Consider the following 18,150-nt stretch of genomic DNA (forward strand, 5'->3'; position numbering starts at 1 on the left):
GAACAGGTCTCAGGCCACAGTTGAGTAGGCCACTACGCCGCGGCGGACAAGGTCTATGGCTTCCCGGCAGATGCGCGCAATGCGCGGATCCAATTGCGGGATCTTGGCCAGCTGGTCCAAAAGGTCAACTACCTGCTTTGCCCAGCGAACAAAATCGCCGGCGGCGAGATCGGTGCCGTTGAGGACGTCCTGCAGGTGGCGCCCCTTGGCCCATTTGTACATCGGCCACACCAGGCCCAACTCAGGTTCGGCAGTCAAAGGCAGGCGGTTCTGCTCTTCGGTGTCTTCGAGGTGCGACCATTCACGGACAACGATGTCCACGGCCGTCTCCAAAGATACGGTTGGCATCTTGGGACGCAGCCCGCGGTCTTCCCGCTTGGCCTGGTAGACCAGCGTGCTTGCCAGGCAGGCAAGCTCGGCGGCATCGAGGTCGTTGATGGCCCCTTGGCGGATGGACTGGGAGATCAGCAGGTCCTTCTCCCCGTAAATCCAGCGCAGCCGCTGTCCGTCGGGGCTGATGGCGACCCGGCCGTCGTCGTTCGTCTCCAGATAGCCGTAGGCGGACAGGACATCGCAGACACGGTCGAAAGTCTTGGCGATGGTGTTGGTCCTGCCTTGGATCTGGCGGACCAGCCCGTCTGTTTCCTTCCGGAGCTTCCACCAGCGCTCGGACCAACGTGCGTGGTCCTCGCGTTCGCTGCACCCATGGCAGGGATGTGCCCGCAATGCCCTGCGGAGGTCTGCGATCCTCTGTTCCTGGTCCTGCGCGCGGGAGCCCAGTCCGAAGTCCTCGTGCCTGCTGTTGCGCCGTTGCCTGGGAGCATCGTCATTGACAGCGTGCCGCATGGAAGCAGCGAGGTCCCTGCGTGACTTCGGGACTTTGGCGTTGAACGACTTGGGGATCCGGATCCTGGTGACCGGCGATACTGGAGCATCCACATCGTGGACGCCAAGCCGCCGCAGCTGATTGTCCGAGGTCAGGATGGAGGGCCTCGGTTCGCGGGCGTTGGGGTCCGTATCAAGCACGACGGCGTACCCGGCCAGCCTGCCGCCGCCCACACTGATGACGTCCCCCGGGATGAGCCGGGTCAGCGAGTCGGAGACCCGGGACCGGCGGGCCCGCTGATGATCGCGGGCAGCATGGTTTTCGGCCTCACCAAGTTCACGCCGTAGCCGGGAGTACTCGCTGAAGTCTCCAAGATGGCACTCCATGGACTTTGCATAGCCCGCCAACGACTCTTCACGGCCGCGGACCTGGCGTGCCAAGCCAACCACGGAGCGGTCGGCCTGGAACTGGGCAAAGGAAGACTCGAGGATCTCGCGGGCCCTAGCCCTGCCGAACTGCGCAATGAGGTTGATACTCATGTTGTACGTCGGCCGGAAGCTCGAATTGAGCGGGTAGGTTCGCCTCGAGGCCAGACCAGCCACTGCGGCGGGGTCGGTGCCCGGTTGCCAAAGGACCACCGCATGGCCCTCAACATCGATGCCGCGGCGTCCCGCACGGCCAGTAAGCTGCGTGTACTCGCCGGCGGTGATATTGACGTGGGCCTCTCCGTTGAATTTCTCAAGCTTTTCCAAGACCACGCACCGGGCGGGCATGTTGACGCCCAATGCCAGGGTTTCCGTGGCGAAGACGGCCTTCACCAGCCCGTCCGCGAACAGTTTTTCCACCACTTCCTTGAAGGTCGGGAGCATCCCGGCGTGGTGGGCCGCGAAGCCCCGGATAAGCCCGTCACGCCATCCCCAGAAGCCCAGTACGTCGAGGTCGTCGGCAGGGATCTCGTGGCTTGCCTCATCCACCCGCTGGGCAATCAGCTGCTGTTCGCGTTCCGTGGTCAGCCAAAGGCCGGAAGCTGCGCACTGGGCAACGGCAGCATCGCAGCCTGCCCGCGAGAAAATGAAAGTGATGGCCGGGAGCAGGCCCTGCCGGTTGAGGCTGTCGATGACTTGGGGACGGCTGGCCTTCCTGACCGGGCTGCGCTGCGCCGTTTGCCGCTCATCACGCTGCCGGTCCTGGCGCCGCCTGCTCCGTCCCGCATGGCCGAAACGAGTGCTCGCATTCATCCGCGTTTCGGAACGGGCCATGGCGAGCAGGTCAGGGTTGACCTCGAACTCCGGCCCGGTCACGGCCTGCCGGACCTTGGAGGCGGCCGATCGCTTTGCAAAGGAGGAGCGTGGTTTTTCTACTGCTTCGTCAGATTCGCTGATGTCCGGAACCTCTGTATCCGGAATCGCCGGGGCGATTTCATCGAACGTCGTGTCGCCGGCGAAGAGGTCCACGATCTGCCGCCCCACCATGACGTGTTGCCAGAGCGGAACCGGCCTGTGCTCGGAGACGATGACATCCGTGTCGCCACGGACGGTATCCAGCCAGGCTCCGAATTCTTCCGCATTGGAAACCGTGGCACTCAGCGAGGCAACCTGCACTTCGCTGGGCAGGTGGATGATGACTTCTTCCCATACGGCGCCACGGAAGCGGTCGGCGAGGTAATGGACCTCATCCATCACGACAAAGCCAAGGTCACCCAAGGTTTCCGAGTCCGCGTAAAGCATGTTCCGCAGCACTTCGGTGGTCATGACCACCACCGGTGCCTCGCCGTTGATGGTGGTGTCACCCGTGAGCAGCCCAACGTTCGCAGCCCCGTATTTGGCGCCGAGTTCGGAGAACTTCTGGTTGCTGAGTGCTTTGATGGGGGTGGTGTAGAACGCTTTCAGGCCGCGCTGCAGCGCCAGGTAGATCGCGAACTCGCCAACGATTGTCTTTCCGGCTCCGGTGGGTGCCGCCACGAGTACTCCGCGGCCCTCTTGGAGCGACCGGCAGGCCTCCCGCTGGAAATCGTCGAGTTCGAAGTCAAGGGATCGCGCAAAGGAACCAAGGTAGGTCTTGGCTTCTGCTGTCCGGTTGGCTGCCGCCTGGTAGCGGTCTGACGGTGATGGAGAACCGGAGATGGAGGACATGCATCAAGCCTAGTGGCCCAAGGTCTACAGATTCTCCAGATCCGAGGCCGGGGTGGCGATATCTGCCGTGGCTTCCGTCTCAGCTGCATGCTTGATGGCGCGGCGTTCGCGGCGGCGGTCGTTGTAGATGCAGAGTCCGATTGCGGCAAAGAACAGGACAAGCAGCGGTCCGGCCAAGAGGAACATGGAAAGGGCATCAGCCCCCGGAGCCGCTACTGCCGCGAGGACGAAGACGAGGAATACGGTAATCCGCCACGCCTTGAGGATGGTCTTGCCGGAGACCAGTCCGGCCATGTTGATTCCCACCAGCAAAACTGGGACCAGGAATGCAAGCCCGAGGAACAGGATCATGCGGGTGACGAAGTCGATGTAATCCCTGGCATCGATGATGTTGGCAACCCCGGACGGGGTAAATTGCGTGAGCGCCCGGACCACCTGCGGCGTGACCATCCAGCCGACCCAGACCCCCGCCAGGAACAGCGGTACGGCCGCAGCCATGAAGCCGAGCGTGTATTGCCGTTCCTTCTTTGTCAGGCCCGGAGTGATGAACGCCCATAGCTGATAGATCCAGATGGGGCTGGAAAGGACAAGCCCGATAAGGATGGCTATTTGGAGCTTGAAGTCGAAAGGGGAAGCAATGCTGTTGAAGTTGATGGTCGCAATAGCGCCCGTATGGCCGGCAATGGAATCGACCGGCGACTTCAGCGTATCAATGACGGTATCGTACAAAAACCAGCCGGCGACGGCGGCAACTACCACACCTATGGCTGCCTTGATAAGCCGGTTCTTGAGCTCCTTCAGATGGTCCAGAAGAGCCATCCGGGCTTCAGGGTTGGCTTTGCGCCCTTTCGTTGTTACCACTTCTTCTTAGGCGCGGCTGGAGGGTGGGACGTCGGTTTCGCCGGTGTTCCGGGTCTTCGCGTCCGGGTGGTCGACTACCCTGCCTTCCACGGCGTCGCTGCTTCCGGCGGCGTCCTTGTTTTCAGGCTTGCCGTCGTTCTTCATTTCCTTGACCTCGGACTTGATGATGCGCATGGACTGTCCAAGGCTCCGGGCCATTGCCGGCAACTTCGGCGCAGCGAACAGCAGGAGAGCAACGATGATGATGATGACAATCGGCCACGGCCCGTCAAATAGTCGTCCCATTGGGGAGGTCCTTTCCTTTTGGATACATCCTACGTCTATCTTAATTCTATGTCGTGCAGAGACTGGGGTTGTCCCCGCTCCGCTTTGCGCTGCACGCGCTTCTGGCGACGAACTTCCTGACGGAAGGCTTTGGCCGTCAGGTAATCATGACGCATCTGCTCCGGCGAGGCAAAAACGGCCGAGCCAGGTGCCGGGCGTTCCAACGCCCCCTCCAGGTCGGAGGTTTCCGCTGTTGGGGAGATGTTGGTGAAACGTTTACCGGCGTCGCCCAGGTCATGGACCGTCGCCATGAATTTCCGGAAGAGCCGGTAGCCCAGCATGACGTGGAGGAGCAAGGAAAGGGCAATCAGCGCGATCCACAAAAGGACCCAAAACCACCAAGGCATCTGAGTAGTCTAGCCAGCCCTTCCGGATGAAGGGGATTCGTACTGCGTAAGTGCGGATTGGAGCCATGCCAGCGACTCGGCCCGGAGCTCCGCAGGGTCAATAATCCGCGCCGCTCCCCCATGCTGGGAAACCAGCATGGGTAACCAGTCCGTGTTGCCAAAACGCACTTCTGCCAGGAGTCCGCCGTCGGGCAGCGGCGCAGTGCGCTCCGCGTAGTAGTCGTCCGCCAGCCCGGAGCCTTGGCGCGTCAGCTCCAGGACGACCAGGACGTCGTCGTCACCAGGTGTAAAAAGCCGCGCTGGAACGTCTGTGCCCGGTGTTCCGCTGGCCGATACAGGCCGTCCGTTTGGCTCAAGGGACTCGATTCTGTCCAACCGGAAGTTCCGCATTCCGGACTTGCTATGGCAATAGGCCTCGAAGTACCACGTATTGTCCAGCGAGAAGAGCCTCAGGGGATCAACATCGCGTTCACTGACTTCGTCGCGCTGGGTAGACAGATACCGCAATCGAAGCTGGCTGCCCTCTCGCAGCGCTTGCGTGATGGTGGCAAAAGCCTGTGACTGCTCGGGCGCAACCGATGCGCCGGCCACAGCGTGGGCCAGGCGACCTGCTTCCCCGGCAGCGCCCGCCAGCTTGATGGTGACAGACTCCAAGGCGCTTCCGGCGTCGTCCCCGGACACTCCGGCCAAGGCCGGAAGGTCTCCGAGCATGGCGAGCCCCGTCAGCAGCGCGGCGGCCTCCTCTTCGCTGAAGCGGACCGGGCGGTTGAGGTCCAGGTGCTCTGTGATGTACACGTGGTCGTTTTCCCACTGGATGTCCAGCAGGTCATCCGGATAGCCTTCGGGCAGGCCGGAACAGATGAGGATCTTCAGGTCATCGATGAGAGCCTTGCGGCTGATGCCAAAGCGATCGGCCACTTCCTGGATGTGCAGGCCTTGGTGGTGTACCAGGAAAGGCACCAATTGAAGCATCCTGGCCAACTGGTCTTCCGAGGTTCGCTTCCGGGCCCGCGCAACGGGAACGGCGTCAGGGAACGTCACGGGAATTGCAGGAGCGGCGGTAAATGCTGCGGCGGCTTCGAGGCGGCGAACGACGGCGGCGCGCAACTCCGCGGGGCCCTCCACCCGGACGTGGGGTCCGTAGGACGCCAGTTCCTCCGCTAACTGGTCCGGGTCGCGGAAAGCCACAGTCAGTCCGTCGCGTCCATTCATGGACGCCGCTTCCGGCTGTCCTTCCTGATCAGCAGCCTGCCCGCCCCCGGCACGTTTCCGCAGGGCCAGGAGGCGGCCCGGCTCAACATACAGCCGCGCCTCTTGCAGCGGGAGCTCATGGAGGGTGTCAAGCTCCTGACGGATGTCGAAGCCTGCCGGCGGCTCAAAAGAATTGCCGTTCAGAATCGACACCGCGGTGGTCATCCTGGAGAGCCGGTAGAACCGCTTGGCTCCCCTCCCCCGGTCCAGACCCACGAGGTACCACTGTCCGAAACGGCTCCCGAGGCCCCAGGGTTCCACTTCCCGTCTTTCTTCCTTGCCGGTGCTTCCGGCGAGGTAGCCGAAACTGACCGGATGGCGTCCGTGCATGGCTGCCACGACGTCGTCGAAAGCCTGTCCGGCAGGCTTGATGCGTGGCTGGACGCCGGCGGGAGGCTCAGCGTCGCTGATTCCGCCTGCGGCCTGAAGCTTCCGTACCGCGTTGGCGGCGGCGGATCCAAGCGCAGCACGCTCCCACAACTGGGCGGCCAGCAAGAGTACGGTACTCTCGGCCGGCGTGAGCCTGACTTCCGGAAGCCTGTTGGAGTCCTTGCCGATCCTGTAGCGGGTAGACGCGGGATCATCGCTGCCGAAGCCAGTGTCCATCAGTGTTTCAATTTCGAACCCGAACTGCTTAAGGTCCACTTTGTCGCGTTCGAACATCCGGCCGAACGCAGCGTCATTCTCGGCCGAACCGTGGTAGACCTTTTCCCGCAAAACGGCGCGGCTGAGGCCGACCTTTGTGTTGAGCAGGGCAAGGAGCAGATTCAGGAGACGTTCGGTACGGGATGCGGACACGGTTGCTACGTTACTAAAAACCCGGCCTAAAACAGCAAGGCGCGTCTCCCTACGGATACATCCGGAGGGAAACGCGCCTTGTGCGTTGGCCGACTTAGCGGACTGCTACGAGGTCAACAACAAAAATGAGGGCTTCGTTGGGCTTGATCGCTCCGCCGGCGCCGCGGGAGCCGTAGGCGAGCTCCGAAGGGATTTCCAAGCGACGGCGGCCGCCGACCTTCATGCCCAGCAGCCCCTGGTCCCAGCCCTGGATGACCTGACCCACACCCACTCGGAAGTCCAGCGGCGCGCCGCGGCCCCAGGAAGCGTCGAACTCTTCGCCCGTGGACCAGGCAACACCCACGTAGTGGGTGGAAACGGTGTCGCCGGCTTTGGCTTCAGCGCCGGTGCCTTCGATCAGGTCCGTGATGCGGAGTTCGGTGGGGACTTCGCCTTCCGGGAAGTCGATCTCCGGCTTGGTGCGGTCGTAATCACGCTGTCCAAATGACATGGTTTCTCCTTGAAGTGGGTGGGTGTCAGGTTCAAGCTTAAGCCAGTGTCCGTTTTTTGGACTGGCTGTCCTTCTACCGTTAGCTGGCGCCGAGGATATCCACGACGAACACGAGGTCGCCCTTGGCTCCTCCGGAACCCGCTGCACCGTAAGCAAGATCCTGCGGGATGACCAAGAGGACACGGGAGCCCACGGTCTTTCCGGTGAGGCCCTGCGTCCAGCCCTTGATGACGTTGGAGAGCGGGAAGCTTGTGGACTCGCCGCGGTCATAGCTGGAATCGAACTTTTGGCCGCCAACCAGGTTGACACCGACATAGTTGACCGTGAGGGTGTCCGTTGCCTTGACCGTGGCACCGGTTCCCTTGATGAGATCCTGCGCAATGAGCTCCTTGGGAGCGGCCACACCGTCCACGGAGATTTCCGGAATGCCCTTGTCGTTTTCCTTGACGGTGGGAAGGCCGGCCGGCGGGGTGACTGTTTCGCCTTCAGGCTTGTCCAATGCTTTCGGTGTGTCCTTGGCGGACAAAAGCTTGAAGACTACCAACTGGGTGGAGGCTGCTTCTCCGCCGGTTGCGTTGCCGGGTGCCGCAAATGCGATGTGCGAGCCTACCTTCGCACCCACGATTGCGTTGTAGATGGCGGCATTGCCGGACTTCAGCTTATCGCTGAGCTCAATCGGCTGGGGGCCCGAGGGGTAGGTGTCTTCCAGCGTTTTGCCGTCCGTGCCATCCACGGCTACGTAGGCCAGTTCGGCGGTCTGGCCGGCCTTGATGGTGTCGCCCTTTCCTTCATCGACTACCTTGACGGTGGTTTCAGTCACGGCAAGGGGCTTGGAGAAGTCCACGCCCGGGGCCTTGTTGTCACCGTTGTCGGTCACTTTCAGGGAGGACAGCTTTGAAACGTCACCCGTGGACTGGCTGGTGGGCTCTGGCGCAGGCGTGCTGCCTCCTCCCCCGCAAGCAGTCATGAGCAGGAGGGCAGGAATGAGTATTGCTAGGAGTCGTCGCACAAAAAAGACACTTTCGTCGGGACAGCGGACATTCGGAGCGGCAGGCAAAAGCCAAGGTGTGCCGCAGCCGATCAGGTGCCTCTTTGGAAAGAGACCAACATCCAGAGTAACCGGCGAAGCTGGGAGTCAGCTCATAGAGTCCAGCAGGGCATCGACTCTTTCATCGACGCTGCGGAAAGGATCCTTGCAGAGGATGGTCTGGTGTGCGCGGTCGTTGAGCTTCAGATGTACCCAGTCCACCGTATAGTCGCGGCCGAGTTCCTGGGCCCGCCGGACAAAGTCCCCGCGCAGCTTGGCCCGCGTGGTCTGCGGCGGAGCGTCCACGGCATCCTTGACGTCGGTCTCCGTCACGAGGCGGCGCGCGGCCCCCCGGGACTGGAGAAGGAAGAACAGACCGCGCTGCCGGGAGATGTCGTGGTAGGTAAGGTCGAGTTGGGCGATTCTTGGCGAGTCGAGGCTCAGGTCGTGCCGGTGCATGTAGCCATCCATGAGCTTCTTCTTGATGGCCCAGTCCACCTCAGTGTCGATGGTCCGGGTGTTGCCGCTTTCGATCGCATCCAGCGTCCTGCCCCAGAGGTCCAGGATCAGCGGAACATGGGCGTTGTGGGCCCCGTTGGCAGCAACAAACTCGGTGACTTTGCCCAAGTACTCGCGCTGGATGTCCAGTGCCGAGAGCTGCCTGCCGTTGGCAAGACGCACCAAGGCGCGGCCGCTGAGGTCGTGGGAGATTTCCCTGATGCTTCGTATGGGGTTCTCCATTCGCATGTCACGCATGATGACGCCGGCCTCGATCATGCGAAGGATGAGGTCCACCGTGCCGACCTTGAGCAATGCGGTCGTTTCGGACATGTTCGAGTCCCCGACGATCACATGGAGCCGGCGGTAGAACTCTGCGTCGGCATGCGGTTCGTCGCGCGTATTGATGATGGGCCGCGATCTGGTGGTTGCCGAGGAAACACCTTCCCAAATGTGGTCGGCACGTTGGGAGAAGGCGAATGTTGCTCCGTGGGGTGTCTTCAGGACCTTGCCCGCGCCGGCGATCAACTGCCGGGTCACCAGGAATGGGATCAAGATCTCGGCGAGCCTGGAAAACTCGCCACGACGTGGAATGAGGTAGTTTTCGTGGCTTCCGTAGGAGTTGCCCGCTGAGTCCGTGTTGTTCTTGAACAAGTAGACCGTGCCGTTGAAGCCCTCTGCCGCGAGTCTCGCCTGGGCTTCGTCGACGAGGTCGTCCAGAATCAGTTCTCCGGCGCGGTCGTGGGCGATCAGCTGTGCCAGGTCGTCACATTCGGCGGTGGCGTACTCGGGGTGGGAACCAACATCCAGGTACAGTCTGGAACCGTTGGTCAGGAAGACATTCGAGGACCGGCCCCAGCTGACAACTTTGCGGAAGAGGTACCGCGCCACTTCTTCAGGAGCCAGGGGCCGGGAATCGGGACTCGAATAGGAGATCCCGAACTCGGTTTCAATTCCGAATATCCGCTTGTCCATCTCAAGCCTCCTCTGTGAGCAGCTGTGCCACGTCTTCCGGGAAAAGGCGCCGGAATGCCCTGCGGGAGCCCTCGTTTTCCGATGCCCGCTCCAAGACCGCGGCTTCCACCGCTGTTGCCGGAAGTGCCTCGGCTTCCTTGTCCGCTGCGAGGGCGCGCAGGGCCAGGCGCATGGCACCGGCAAAGCCCAGGCCGGGCTCCCAGGACGCCCTGACGACGTCCGAGATCTGGTCTGCGACGCCACCCATCACCACAAAGCCGTTTTCGTCCGCGATCGAACCATCGAAGGTGAGCCGGTACAGGTGGTCTTGCTCCTGGTGCGTACCGACCTCCGCCACAGCAAGTTCTACTTCAAACGGTTTTTGTTCCGCAGTGAAGACTGCACCCAGGCTCTGGGCATAAACGCTGGCAAGGCCGCGGGCTGTGACGTCCTCGCGGTCATACGAGTAGCCCCTGACATCCGCATACCTGACGCCCGCCTGTCGCAGGCTTTCGAACTCGTTGTACTTGCCCACGGCGGCGAAGGCGATCTTGTCGTAGATCTCGCCGATCTTGTGCAGGGACGGTGAAGGGTTTTCGGCGACCAATGCGATGCCGTCGGCACAGCTGATCACAATGACGGATCGGCCGCGGGCAATGCCCTTCCGGGCAAAGTCGGCACGGTCCTTCATCAACTGCTCGGGTGAAACATAGAACTGCTGCGTCATGTCAGGCCTCCCGTCCGGCGATTGCACGCGATTCAACAATGGACGCGGAGATTGCCGCCAGCTCGCGTTCCGGCACTCGGCGGTGGCCGGCGCGGTTTACCGCGTAGATCACCGGATATAGCTGCCGGACCGGGTCGGGGCCGCCGGTCGCGGAGTCGTCGTCGGCGGCGTCGTAAAGGGCTTCCACCGCAACGGCCACAGCGTCTTCCTCAGGAAGATTCGGCCGCCACAGTTTCTTCAAGGCACCGCGGGCGTAGACAGACCCGGACCCGACAGAGTGATGTTCGTATTCCTCATACCGGCCTCCGGTGAGGTCGTATGAAAACAGGCGGCCGGTTGCCGACACATGGTCGAAGCCGGCAAAGAGGGGTATGACCGCCATGCCCTGCATGGCCATGGGCAGGTTGCCACGGATCATCGCCCCAAGCCGGTTGGCCTTGCCGACGAGGCTGAGCAGGGTGCCCTCGATCTTCTCGTAGTGTTCGAGTTCAACCTGGAACAACCTGGTGATATCGATGGCCAGTCCGGCCGTGCCGGCAATTCCCAGGACGGAGTAACGGTCGGCGGGGAAAACCTTCTCGATATGGCGGCTGGCAATCACATTTCCCATGGTTGCGCGGCGGTCGCCGGCCATGAGCACGCCTCCGGCGTACGTCATCGCAACGATGGTGGTGGCATGCGGCGTCGCCGGAACCGGACCGGAAGGCAGCGATTGGTTGAACGGCAGGAGTTCGGGACGCGAGCGTTGGAGATGTTCCGTGAATGAAGACGTTGCCTGGTTGGCCAGGGGGCCGATTGATGGGTCCTGCATTGCTGCACTCCTTCGACTCGCGTTCCGTTGCCCGGCGGCCTCGCGCCTGCCGGGCATTACATCCGTTGTGGGCCGGGGCTACTGTCCGCCCTTTTGGACAAAGGCCCTGACGAACTCTTCGGCGTTCGACTCAAGTACGCCGTCGATCTCGTCAAGAAGGTCATCCACGCCCTGGGTTGCCTCGGAGGCCTGGGCCTCGGGCGCCGCCGGAGGAGCCTCCGGAACGTCGACCTCGGTCTCCGTGTCCCGTGCCTGCGGTTGCTGCTGCTCCTGAGCTGCCATTTCTTTCTCCCTACTGTCAGTCCCCGTCATGAGGACTTCCTACTGCCATATTGCCACGCAACGGGTGGTTGCGCCCGGCTTTGCCGATGCACCATTTGGTTGTGCCGGGCGGTGTTTCAGCCCCTTGGCGGAGCAGGGTTTTGGCCCAGCAATTCCGCCAGGAACGGACCCGCTTCCCGGTGCCGGTCAAAGAGCCCTCCCGTCAGCGCGCGTGTCCCCCGCAACGGCTCACGGGTGGGGACGCGTTGCAGCTTTCCCAACCCCGGAACATCGAAGATCACTGAATCCCAACTGGCTCCCACAACATCCTTGCCGAAGCTGGACACACACCGTCCCCGGAAGTAGGCACGTGTGTCCGACGGCGGTTCGCCAACCGCCCGGGCGATGTCGGCGTCGTCGACAATCCGCTTCATCCTGTCCTTGGACAGCAGTCTGTAGTAAAGGCCCTTCTCGGGCCGAATGTCGGACCATTGAAGATCCACCAGGCCAAGCCGGGCGTCGTTCCATTCCAGGCCATCGCGATTGCGGTAACCCTCAAGGATCGACTTCTTGGCCACCCACTCCACCGAAGAAGCCGCAGACGACGGATCGTTGCCCAATGCGGTCAGTGTGGCTTCCCATTGCGAAAGCACGCCATGCGTATGTCCGTCCCCAGCGACGGAATCGGCAACCCCGGTTTCCTGGGCCAGTTTGGCTGCGGCTTCGAAATACATCCACTGCAGGTCAAGTGCTGTCACCTGCCTGCCATCGAGGAGCCTGACCTTGGCGGCGAGAGTGGTGTCGTGGCTGATCGACTGGAGTGCCTGGACGGGCTCATGGACCTCGATCCGCGGAGCCTGCCCGGCCTCGATGAGGCTCAACACCATGGCCGTGGTCCCGAACTTAAGGTAGTTGGATACCTGGCTCAGATTGGCGTCGCCAATGATGACGTGCAGGCGCCGGTACTTGTCCGCGGTGGCATGCGGTTCATCCCGCGTGTTGATGATCGGCCTGCGGATGGTGGTCTCCAGGCCAACTTCGGCCTCGAAGAAGTCCGCCCGCTGGCTGATCTGGTAGCCGGAAGTGGAACTGTCCTGGCCGCGGCCCACACGGCCGGCGCCACAGACAACCTGGCGCGAGACGAAGAACGGCGTCAACCCACGGATGATGTCTCCGAAAGGAACCGATCGCGGCATGAGGTAGTTCTCGTGTGAACCGTAGGAGACGGCCTTGTTGTCCGTATTGTTCTTGTACAAGTTGATCGGCGGGAGGGAGGTATCCGTCGCGACCTTCCGCACGGTTGCAAGGGCAACGAGGTCTCCGGCCGCATCCCAGATGACGGCGTCCCTGGGGTTGGTCACCTCCGGGCTTGAGTACTCGGGGTGGGCGTGGTCGACATAGAGCCGTGCTCCGTTGCCGAGGACCATGTTCATCAGGAGCGAGCCGGACTCGTCTGCCCCGTCGAGTTCGAGCTCCTGCCGTCCATAGGCCAGGGCGACAGCCTCGGCGTCGAGCACCGGCGGCTGGTCGGTGAGCTGGCTGGGGTCCGCGGCGGAACGCTCCAAGGTCCAGCCGCGGGCGTCGTGGAGCGGCTCCTCGTCGGTGTAGTCCCACCTGGTTTCCGCGCCACCCGCTGCGCGTTGCCTGGTGACCGTGGCGTAGGCCTGGATGATCCGGGCAGACATCATGGTGGCATTTGCGCCGGGCGCGGACGGAGCATGGATGCCATACTCCGTCTCCGAGCCCATGACGCGCATGGCCCCGCCTGCCGGCAGCTTCTCCTGGGGCGTTCCTTCGGATCCAGCCGTCACAGGTACTGGCCCGTGTTGGCAGTGGTTTCAATGGACTTTCCGGGTTCCTGGCCCGCCTTCCCCTGCACGATGGTACGGATGTAGGTGATCCGTTCGCCCTTCTTGCCGGAAATCCGCGCCCAGTCGTCCGGGTTGGTGGTGTTCGGCATGTCCTCGTGCTCACGGAACTCGTCCACCACCGCACGCAGCAGGTGATCGATGCGCAGACCCTTCTGATGGTTGGTCAGCAGGTCCTTGATGGCGTACTTCTTGGCACGGTCAACCACGTTCTGGACCACGGCTCCGGAGTTGAAGTCCTTGAAGTAGAGCATCTCGGTATCGCCATTGGCGTACGTGACCTCAAGGTACTCGTTGGACTTCTCCGTGGAGTACATGGCTTCGACGGTCCGCTGGATCATGGCATCCACGGTGGCCTGCACGTCACCGCCGTACTCGGCCAGGTCCTGGGCATGGAACGGCAGGTCCGTGGTGATGTACTTGCCGAAGATATCTGCTGCGGCTTCGGCGTCGGGCCGCTGGATCTTAACCTTCACGTCCAGTCGACCGGGCCGCAGGATGGCGGGGTCGATCATGTCCTCGCGGTTGGAGGCACCGATCACGATGACGTTATCCAGGCGCTCCACGCCGTCGATCTCGCTGAGCAGCTGCGGAACGATGGTGGTTTCGACGTCGGAGGACACGCCGGTGCCGCGGGTTCGGAACAGGGAATCCATCTCATCGAAGAACACCACAACCGGGCTGCCGTCCGAGGCCTTCTCGCGGGCCCGGGCAAAGATCAGCCGGATGTGCCGTTCGGTTTCGCCGACGTACTTGTCCAGGAGCTCCGGCCCCTTGATGTTCAGGAAGTAGCTCTTGAGATCCGTGTTCCCGGCGCGCTCGGCGGCACGGGCGGCCAGTGAGTTGGCCACGGCCTTGGCAATGAGGGTCTTGCCGCAGCCCGGGGGGCCGTAGAGCAGGATGCCCTTGGGCGCCTTGAGGCCATGCTCGCGGTACAGGTCGGGGTGGAGGAACGGTAATTCGACGGCGTCGCGGATCTGCTCGATCTGGGGTCCAAGGCCACCGATGTCCTGGTACGTGATGTCCGGTACTTCTTCCAGCACCAGGTTCTCGACCTCGGCACGCGGAACCTTTTCCAGGGCATATCCGGTGCGGGAGTCAAGCGACAGGGCATCGCCCACCTTCAGATGGACGCTCTGCAGGGCACCTGACAACCGGACCACGCGTTCCTCGTCCGCGCGGCCCACTACCAGGGCACGGTCCTTCCCCAGCAGTTCCTTGAGCGTCACCAGCTCACCAGCACGTTCGTAACCGAGCCCTGCCACCACAAGGAGGGCCTCGTTCAACAGCACTTCCTGGCCGACCGCGAGTTGGTTGACGTTGACCAACGGGCTGATGCCGACGCGCATCTTCCGGCCCGCGTTGAAAATATCAACCGACTCTTCCGTGGCCGCCTGGCCGGAATTTCCGGCTGTCGGCTGGCGGCGCGGGTTGATCTGCACTACGGTTCCGAAGCTGTACGGCGGCTGGCCTTCCTGCTCCAGGGCGCCTTTCAACCGGAGGATTTCGGCCTTGGCGGTTTCCAGCATGGAAACCAGTTTGGTGTTGTTCTGGGTGGCGGCGGCGAGCTGCCGATCGATGTGGCGAAGCTTGTCCCGAAGGATGTTGATCTGCCGTTCGGCAACCGTGAGTTCGCTCGAAGGGTCTGGCGGTTGGATGGCTGCGAGCCTTCGGCGGGCAGCCTCTTCCGCTGCGGCGTTTGCTTCTTCCGGCGTCGGCCGTCCAATGTCGTTGTTCGACGTATCCACGATTCATCAGCCCCTTCCTGCGCTTAACAAGACCTTAGTCCCGAAAAGCTCAGGGTGCTGGGTGACATCCGGAATGCGGACCCTATTGTGACCTTTGTCAGTTTGTGACCGGGGGGTCGTCCTGGACGTTTGTTCCGGCAATGGCATCGCGCGCCGCGCGCCGCAGTTTCTTGTCGGAGACCGAACGCTCCCCGACCGCCCCGGGCGTCCATGCGTTCAGGTCTTCTTCGCTGAACTCGGTCTTTGACGGGCGGCGCTTGACGGAAATGCCCGTCACGCCGTCGGCCAGCCGCCGCGTTACCAGCAGGAATCCGGTGTGTGCCACCATTCGGTGGTCCGGACGGACGGCCAGTCCTTCGAGGTGCCAGCCGCGGACCATGGATTCCCAGGCATCGGGCTCGGTGAAACGGCCGTCGGCCCGGATTGCTTCCGCAGTCCGGGAAAGCTGCGTCACAGTGGCGACGTAGTTGATCCATACGCCACCGGGCGCGAGGACAGTGGCCACGGCGTCGAGGCACTCCCACGGTGCCAGCATGTCCAGCACCACGCGGTCGATGGAGCCGGGTTCTTCGGCCTTGACGACCTCTTCCTGGAAGTCGCCCAGGGAGATCTGCCAAGCCGGGTGCGGACCACCGAAAATGGTTTCGACATTACCGCGGGCGATGTCGGCGAACTCTTCACGCCGTTCGAACGAATGGAGGTAGCCGCCGTCGCCGACGGCGCGGAGCAGCGAGATGGACAAGGCACCGGAGCCGACTCCGGCTTCCACGACGCGGGCGCCCGGGAAGATATCGGCCATGGTGACGATCTGCGCGGCGTCCTTCGGGTAGACAACAGCGGCGCCGCGCGGCATGGACAGTACAAAGTCGGACAGGAGCGGACGCAGGGTCTGGTACTGCTGGCCGATGTTGTTGCTCACCACCGAGCCGTCCACCTTGCCGATGATTTCGTCGTGGTTCAGGTATCCCCGGTGCGTGTGGAAGGCTCCGCCAACCTCAAGGGTGATGGTGTTCATGCGGCCGCGCTCATCGGTGAGCTGAACACGTTCTCCCACACGGAAAGGACCCCGCCTGCGTGCTGCACCCGTTGGTTGCGCTGGCGCGCCCGTTGTTGCCTGGGTGCCTGCGCTTGTTTCCGCGGCGGTTTCGCTGCTCATGTGGTGTTCCTCGCTCCTGGGCGGCTGGGCCGCCGCGTCTTGCTGCCTTACGGGCGCCAAAAATTCGTTGGTCTTTTTTACGGCCGGCACGTAACTCTACCGGCAAGGGTGTCAGGCGCGCCCGCTGCGGCGGGCTTCTTTGCCTGTTATGGCGGTCACTACCGCCTGCTGGCGAAGCAATCCGGTGACGTAGCCGTTGTGGTCAACCACCGCGTACTCGCCTCCTTCGAGCTTTGCCAGATATTGGATCAATTCCTGGCCCTTCGACCACTCCGGTACGTAAGCGCCGGCGGCAAGTGCATGCGCGACGGCCGTGACCGGCGTCGTCGCCAGTGCTTCCGGCGGCACCGCGGAAGCTGCCTGCGGGTCCACTACTCCCTGTGGCTTGCCGTCCGGCCCGCAGATGACGACGGCGGGACTTCCGGCCGGCGCGACAGCCAGCGCGTCGGCCACGCTGGCTGAATTCGCTATTCCGACGGCGGGATCCGCCAGGCCGGCAGCGCTGACCAGGTAAAGGCGGCTCCGCAGGCGGCCGTGCTGGATGGAGCTGGAGGCACCCATCCAAAGGAACCCGCAAACGAGGATGGTGACCATGGCGAAGGTGATGTCCAGGCCGTCGCCCGACAGGACCGGCCGCACGATAAACCAAATGAAAAGGGCGGCAGCGATCGCCCGTCCGGACCAGCCCGCCGCGATAGTGCCCTTGTCTTGGCTGCCCGTTGCTTTCCACACGGCTGATTCGACCAGGCGGCCACCATCGAGTGGTGTTCCTGGCAAGACATTGAAGATGCCGATCAGGAGATTGGCCCACATCAGGATGTTCGCCAAGATGTCCGCCACGCCGTCGAAGGACCTGCTGATGACGAAGGGTGCCAGGACGCCGGCAAGCAGGAAGTTTGCGGCCGGACCTGCCATGGCAACGATGACGGCCCTGCCAGGGGAAGCCGTAAAGTTCTCGAACTGCGTGTGCCCGCCCCATAGGTTCAACACAATTTTCTCGGTTGGCCATTTGAAGGCCTTGGCGCTCAGGGCATGCGCCAACTCATGGATCAGCACCGAGACGGCGAGCAGGACAGAGTACCCAAAGGCCACAAGGTAGGCCCAGATCCCAAGACCGCGGATGTCGTGCATGAGCACGGGACCGTAAACGATCACCGTAAAGGCCGCGATGACAAACCACGAATAGGCAAGGTAAACCGGGATGCCCGCAATCCTGCCGAGCGGTATGCCGTCCTTCTTGGTGGCAGCGTGATGTGGCGCGGAGGGACTGCTCACTTAGTTGGCCCCTTCAAGCAGGCTTTGCGGGGCCGGGCGTTCACTGACCAGCCGGACGAGGTCCGCCGTCGACTTTCCTGCGAGGGTGTCCCAGATGACCATCCGCTCATCCTCGGGAAGGGGCACTTGGTGGGGCACGCCCACTGTGACCACGCCGGAGGCCATGGCCGCCGTAGCTCCGGGAACAGAATCTTCCAAGGCAACGCACTGCTCCAGCTTGAGGTCGTCATCGTCAAGGCGCAGACGGTCCACGGCAGTGAGATAAGCCTCCGGATGTGGCTTTCCGTTACGCACGGTGTCTCCGGTGACCAGGAACTCGAAGTAAGGCTTGGGGAGGCTGCCGACAACGACGCTTGCCAGTGGACCTTCGGACATGGTGACCAGGGCGCAGCGGATTCCTGACTGGTGGAGGTCCTCGAGCAATTCCCGCGCTCCCGGCCGCCACGGAACCTCCTGGCGGACTTGACGGATCACCTGGGCGCTGAGGTGATCGACGATCGCACGTGCTTCCATCGCGACGCCGGCCGACTGCAGGATGGCGGCCGAATGCATCAGGGACTGCCCCACCAATTGCATTGCCTGACCGTGCGACCACGTACCGCCATGGGCTTCGACCAAAGCGTGCTCCGCGGTGATCCAGTACGGTTCAGTGTCCACGAGCGTGCCATCCATATCCCAGAGCACGGCTTTGAGGGAGGGCTGGCTGGGTGAGGAATGCATGGCTTCAAGTCTACGTGGAACCGGGAGTGGAGCTCGCCGGGCCTGCGCTGTGGGCGAATACCGGACACGCGCCCGC

16 protein-coding genes are annotated in these 18,150 nt (G+C 62.8%); all 16 read right to left on the minus strand.

Going from position 1 to position 18,150, the window contains the following annotated elements; translation table 11 throughout:
* Positions 1 to 9: 9 nt before the first annotated feature.
* Entirely contained in the window at positions 10 to 2,958 is a 2,949-nt protein-coding gene (locus ACIPY2_RS04200; protein ID WP_400265126.1) for a DEAD/DEAH box helicase, read from the minus strand.
* 24 nt (positions 2,959 to 2,982) lie between these two features.
* Positions 2,983 to 3,777 carry a twin-arginine translocase subunit TatC gene (tatC, locus tag ACIPY2_RS04205; RefSeq protein WP_400265736.1) on the minus strand — a complete coding sequence of 265 codons (795 nt, stop codon included), beginning with the start codon at positions 3,775 to 3,777 and terminating at the stop codon, positions 2,983 to 2,985.
* 48 nt (positions 3,778 to 3,825) lie between these two features.
* A complete protein-coding gene (gene tatA / locus ACIPY2_RS04210; protein ID WP_400265127.1) occupies positions 3,826 to 4,104 on the minus strand; it encodes a Sec-independent protein translocase subunit TatA in 279 nt (92 codons plus the stop codon).
* Between the two features lie 35 nt (positions 4,105 to 4,139).
* Complete coding sequence (locus tag ACIPY2_RS04215; RefSeq protein WP_400265128.1) at positions 4,140 to 4,490, minus strand: hypothetical protein; 351 nt, start codon at positions 4,488 to 4,490, stop codon at positions 4,140 to 4,142.
* Between the two features lie 9 nt (positions 4,491 to 4,499).
* Positions 4,500 to 6,539, minus strand: a complete 2,040-nt coding sequence (locus tag ACIPY2_RS04220) for a helix-turn-helix transcriptional regulator (protein WP_400265129.1) — start codon at positions 6,537 to 6,539, stop codon at positions 4,500 to 4,502.
* 94 nt (positions 6,540 to 6,633) lie between these two features.
* Positions 6,634 to 7,029: an FKBP-type peptidyl-prolyl cis-trans isomerase gene (locus ACIPY2_RS04225; RefSeq protein WP_387438366.1), complete on the minus strand. Its 396-nt coding sequence runs from the start codon at positions 7,027 to 7,029 to the stop codon at positions 6,634 to 6,636.
* 79 nt (positions 7,030 to 7,108) lie between these two features.
* Positions 7,109 to 8,038, minus strand: a complete 930-nt coding sequence (locus ACIPY2_RS04230) for an FKBP-type peptidyl-prolyl cis-trans isomerase (RefSeq protein WP_400265130.1) — start codon at positions 8,036 to 8,038, stop codon at positions 7,109 to 7,111.
* 126 nt (positions 8,039 to 8,164) lie between these two features.
* On the minus strand, positions 8,165 to 9,529 hold the full coding sequence (gene pafA, locus ACIPY2_RS04235) for a Pup--protein ligase (RefSeq protein ID WP_400265131.1): 1,365 nt from the start codon (positions 9,527 to 9,529) through the stop codon (positions 8,165 to 8,167).
* Between the two features lies 1 nt (position 9,530).
* Positions 9,531 to 10,235 (minus strand): proteasome subunit alpha, encoded by a 705-nt coding sequence (gene prcA / locus ACIPY2_RS04240; RefSeq protein ID WP_400265132.1) that lies wholly within the window; start codon positions 10,233 to 10,235, stop codon positions 9,531 to 9,533.
* A gap of 1 nt (position 10,236) precedes the next feature.
* Positions 10,237 to 11,046 (minus strand): proteasome subunit beta, encoded by an 810-nt coding sequence (gene prcB, locus ACIPY2_RS04245; RefSeq protein ID WP_400265133.1) that lies wholly within the window; start codon positions 11,044 to 11,046, stop codon positions 10,237 to 10,239.
* Positions 11,047 to 11,124: 78 nt separating this feature from the next.
* Entirely contained in the window at positions 11,125 to 11,328 is a 204-nt protein-coding gene (locus ACIPY2_RS04250; RefSeq protein WP_400265134.1) for a ubiquitin-like protein Pup, read from the minus strand.
* Between the two features lie 116 nt (positions 11,329 to 11,444).
* Positions 11,445 to 13,118, minus strand: coding sequence for a depupylase/deamidase Dop (gene dop / locus ACIPY2_RS04255; RefSeq protein WP_400265135.1), 1,674 nt, complete (start codon positions 13,116 to 13,118; stop codon positions 11,445 to 11,447).
* Positions 13,115 to 14,923, minus strand: coding sequence for a proteasome ATPase (gene arc / locus ACIPY2_RS04260; RefSeq protein ID WP_400265136.1), 1,809 nt, complete (start codon positions 14,921 to 14,923; stop codon positions 13,115 to 13,117). The genes dop and arc overlap by 4 nt, the downstream gene beginning before the upstream one ends.
* A 97-nt stretch (positions 14,924 to 15,020) precedes the next feature.
* A complete protein-coding gene (locus tag ACIPY2_RS04265; RefSeq protein ID WP_400265137.1) occupies positions 15,021 to 16,079 on the minus strand; it encodes a tRNA (adenine-N1)-methyltransferase in 1,059 nt (352 codons plus the stop codon).
* Between the two features lie 111 nt (positions 16,080 to 16,190).
* Positions 16,191 to 17,354, minus strand: a complete 1,164-nt coding sequence (locus ACIPY2_RS04270; RefSeq protein WP_400265138.1) for a site-2 protease family protein — start codon at positions 17,352 to 17,354, stop codon at positions 16,191 to 16,193.
* Complete coding sequence (locus ACIPY2_RS04275; protein WP_400265139.1) at positions 17,355 to 18,074, minus strand: HAD family hydrolase; 720 nt, start codon at positions 18,072 to 18,074, stop codon at positions 17,355 to 17,357.
* Between the last annotated feature and the right edge of the window lie 76 nt (positions 18,075 to 18,150).

The sequence above is a fragment of the Paenarthrobacter sp. NPDC089675 genome (assembly GCF_044749185.1).
In the GTDB taxonomy this organism is placed as follows: domain Bacteria; phylum Actinomycetota; class Actinomycetes; order Actinomycetales; family Micrococcaceae; genus Arthrobacter.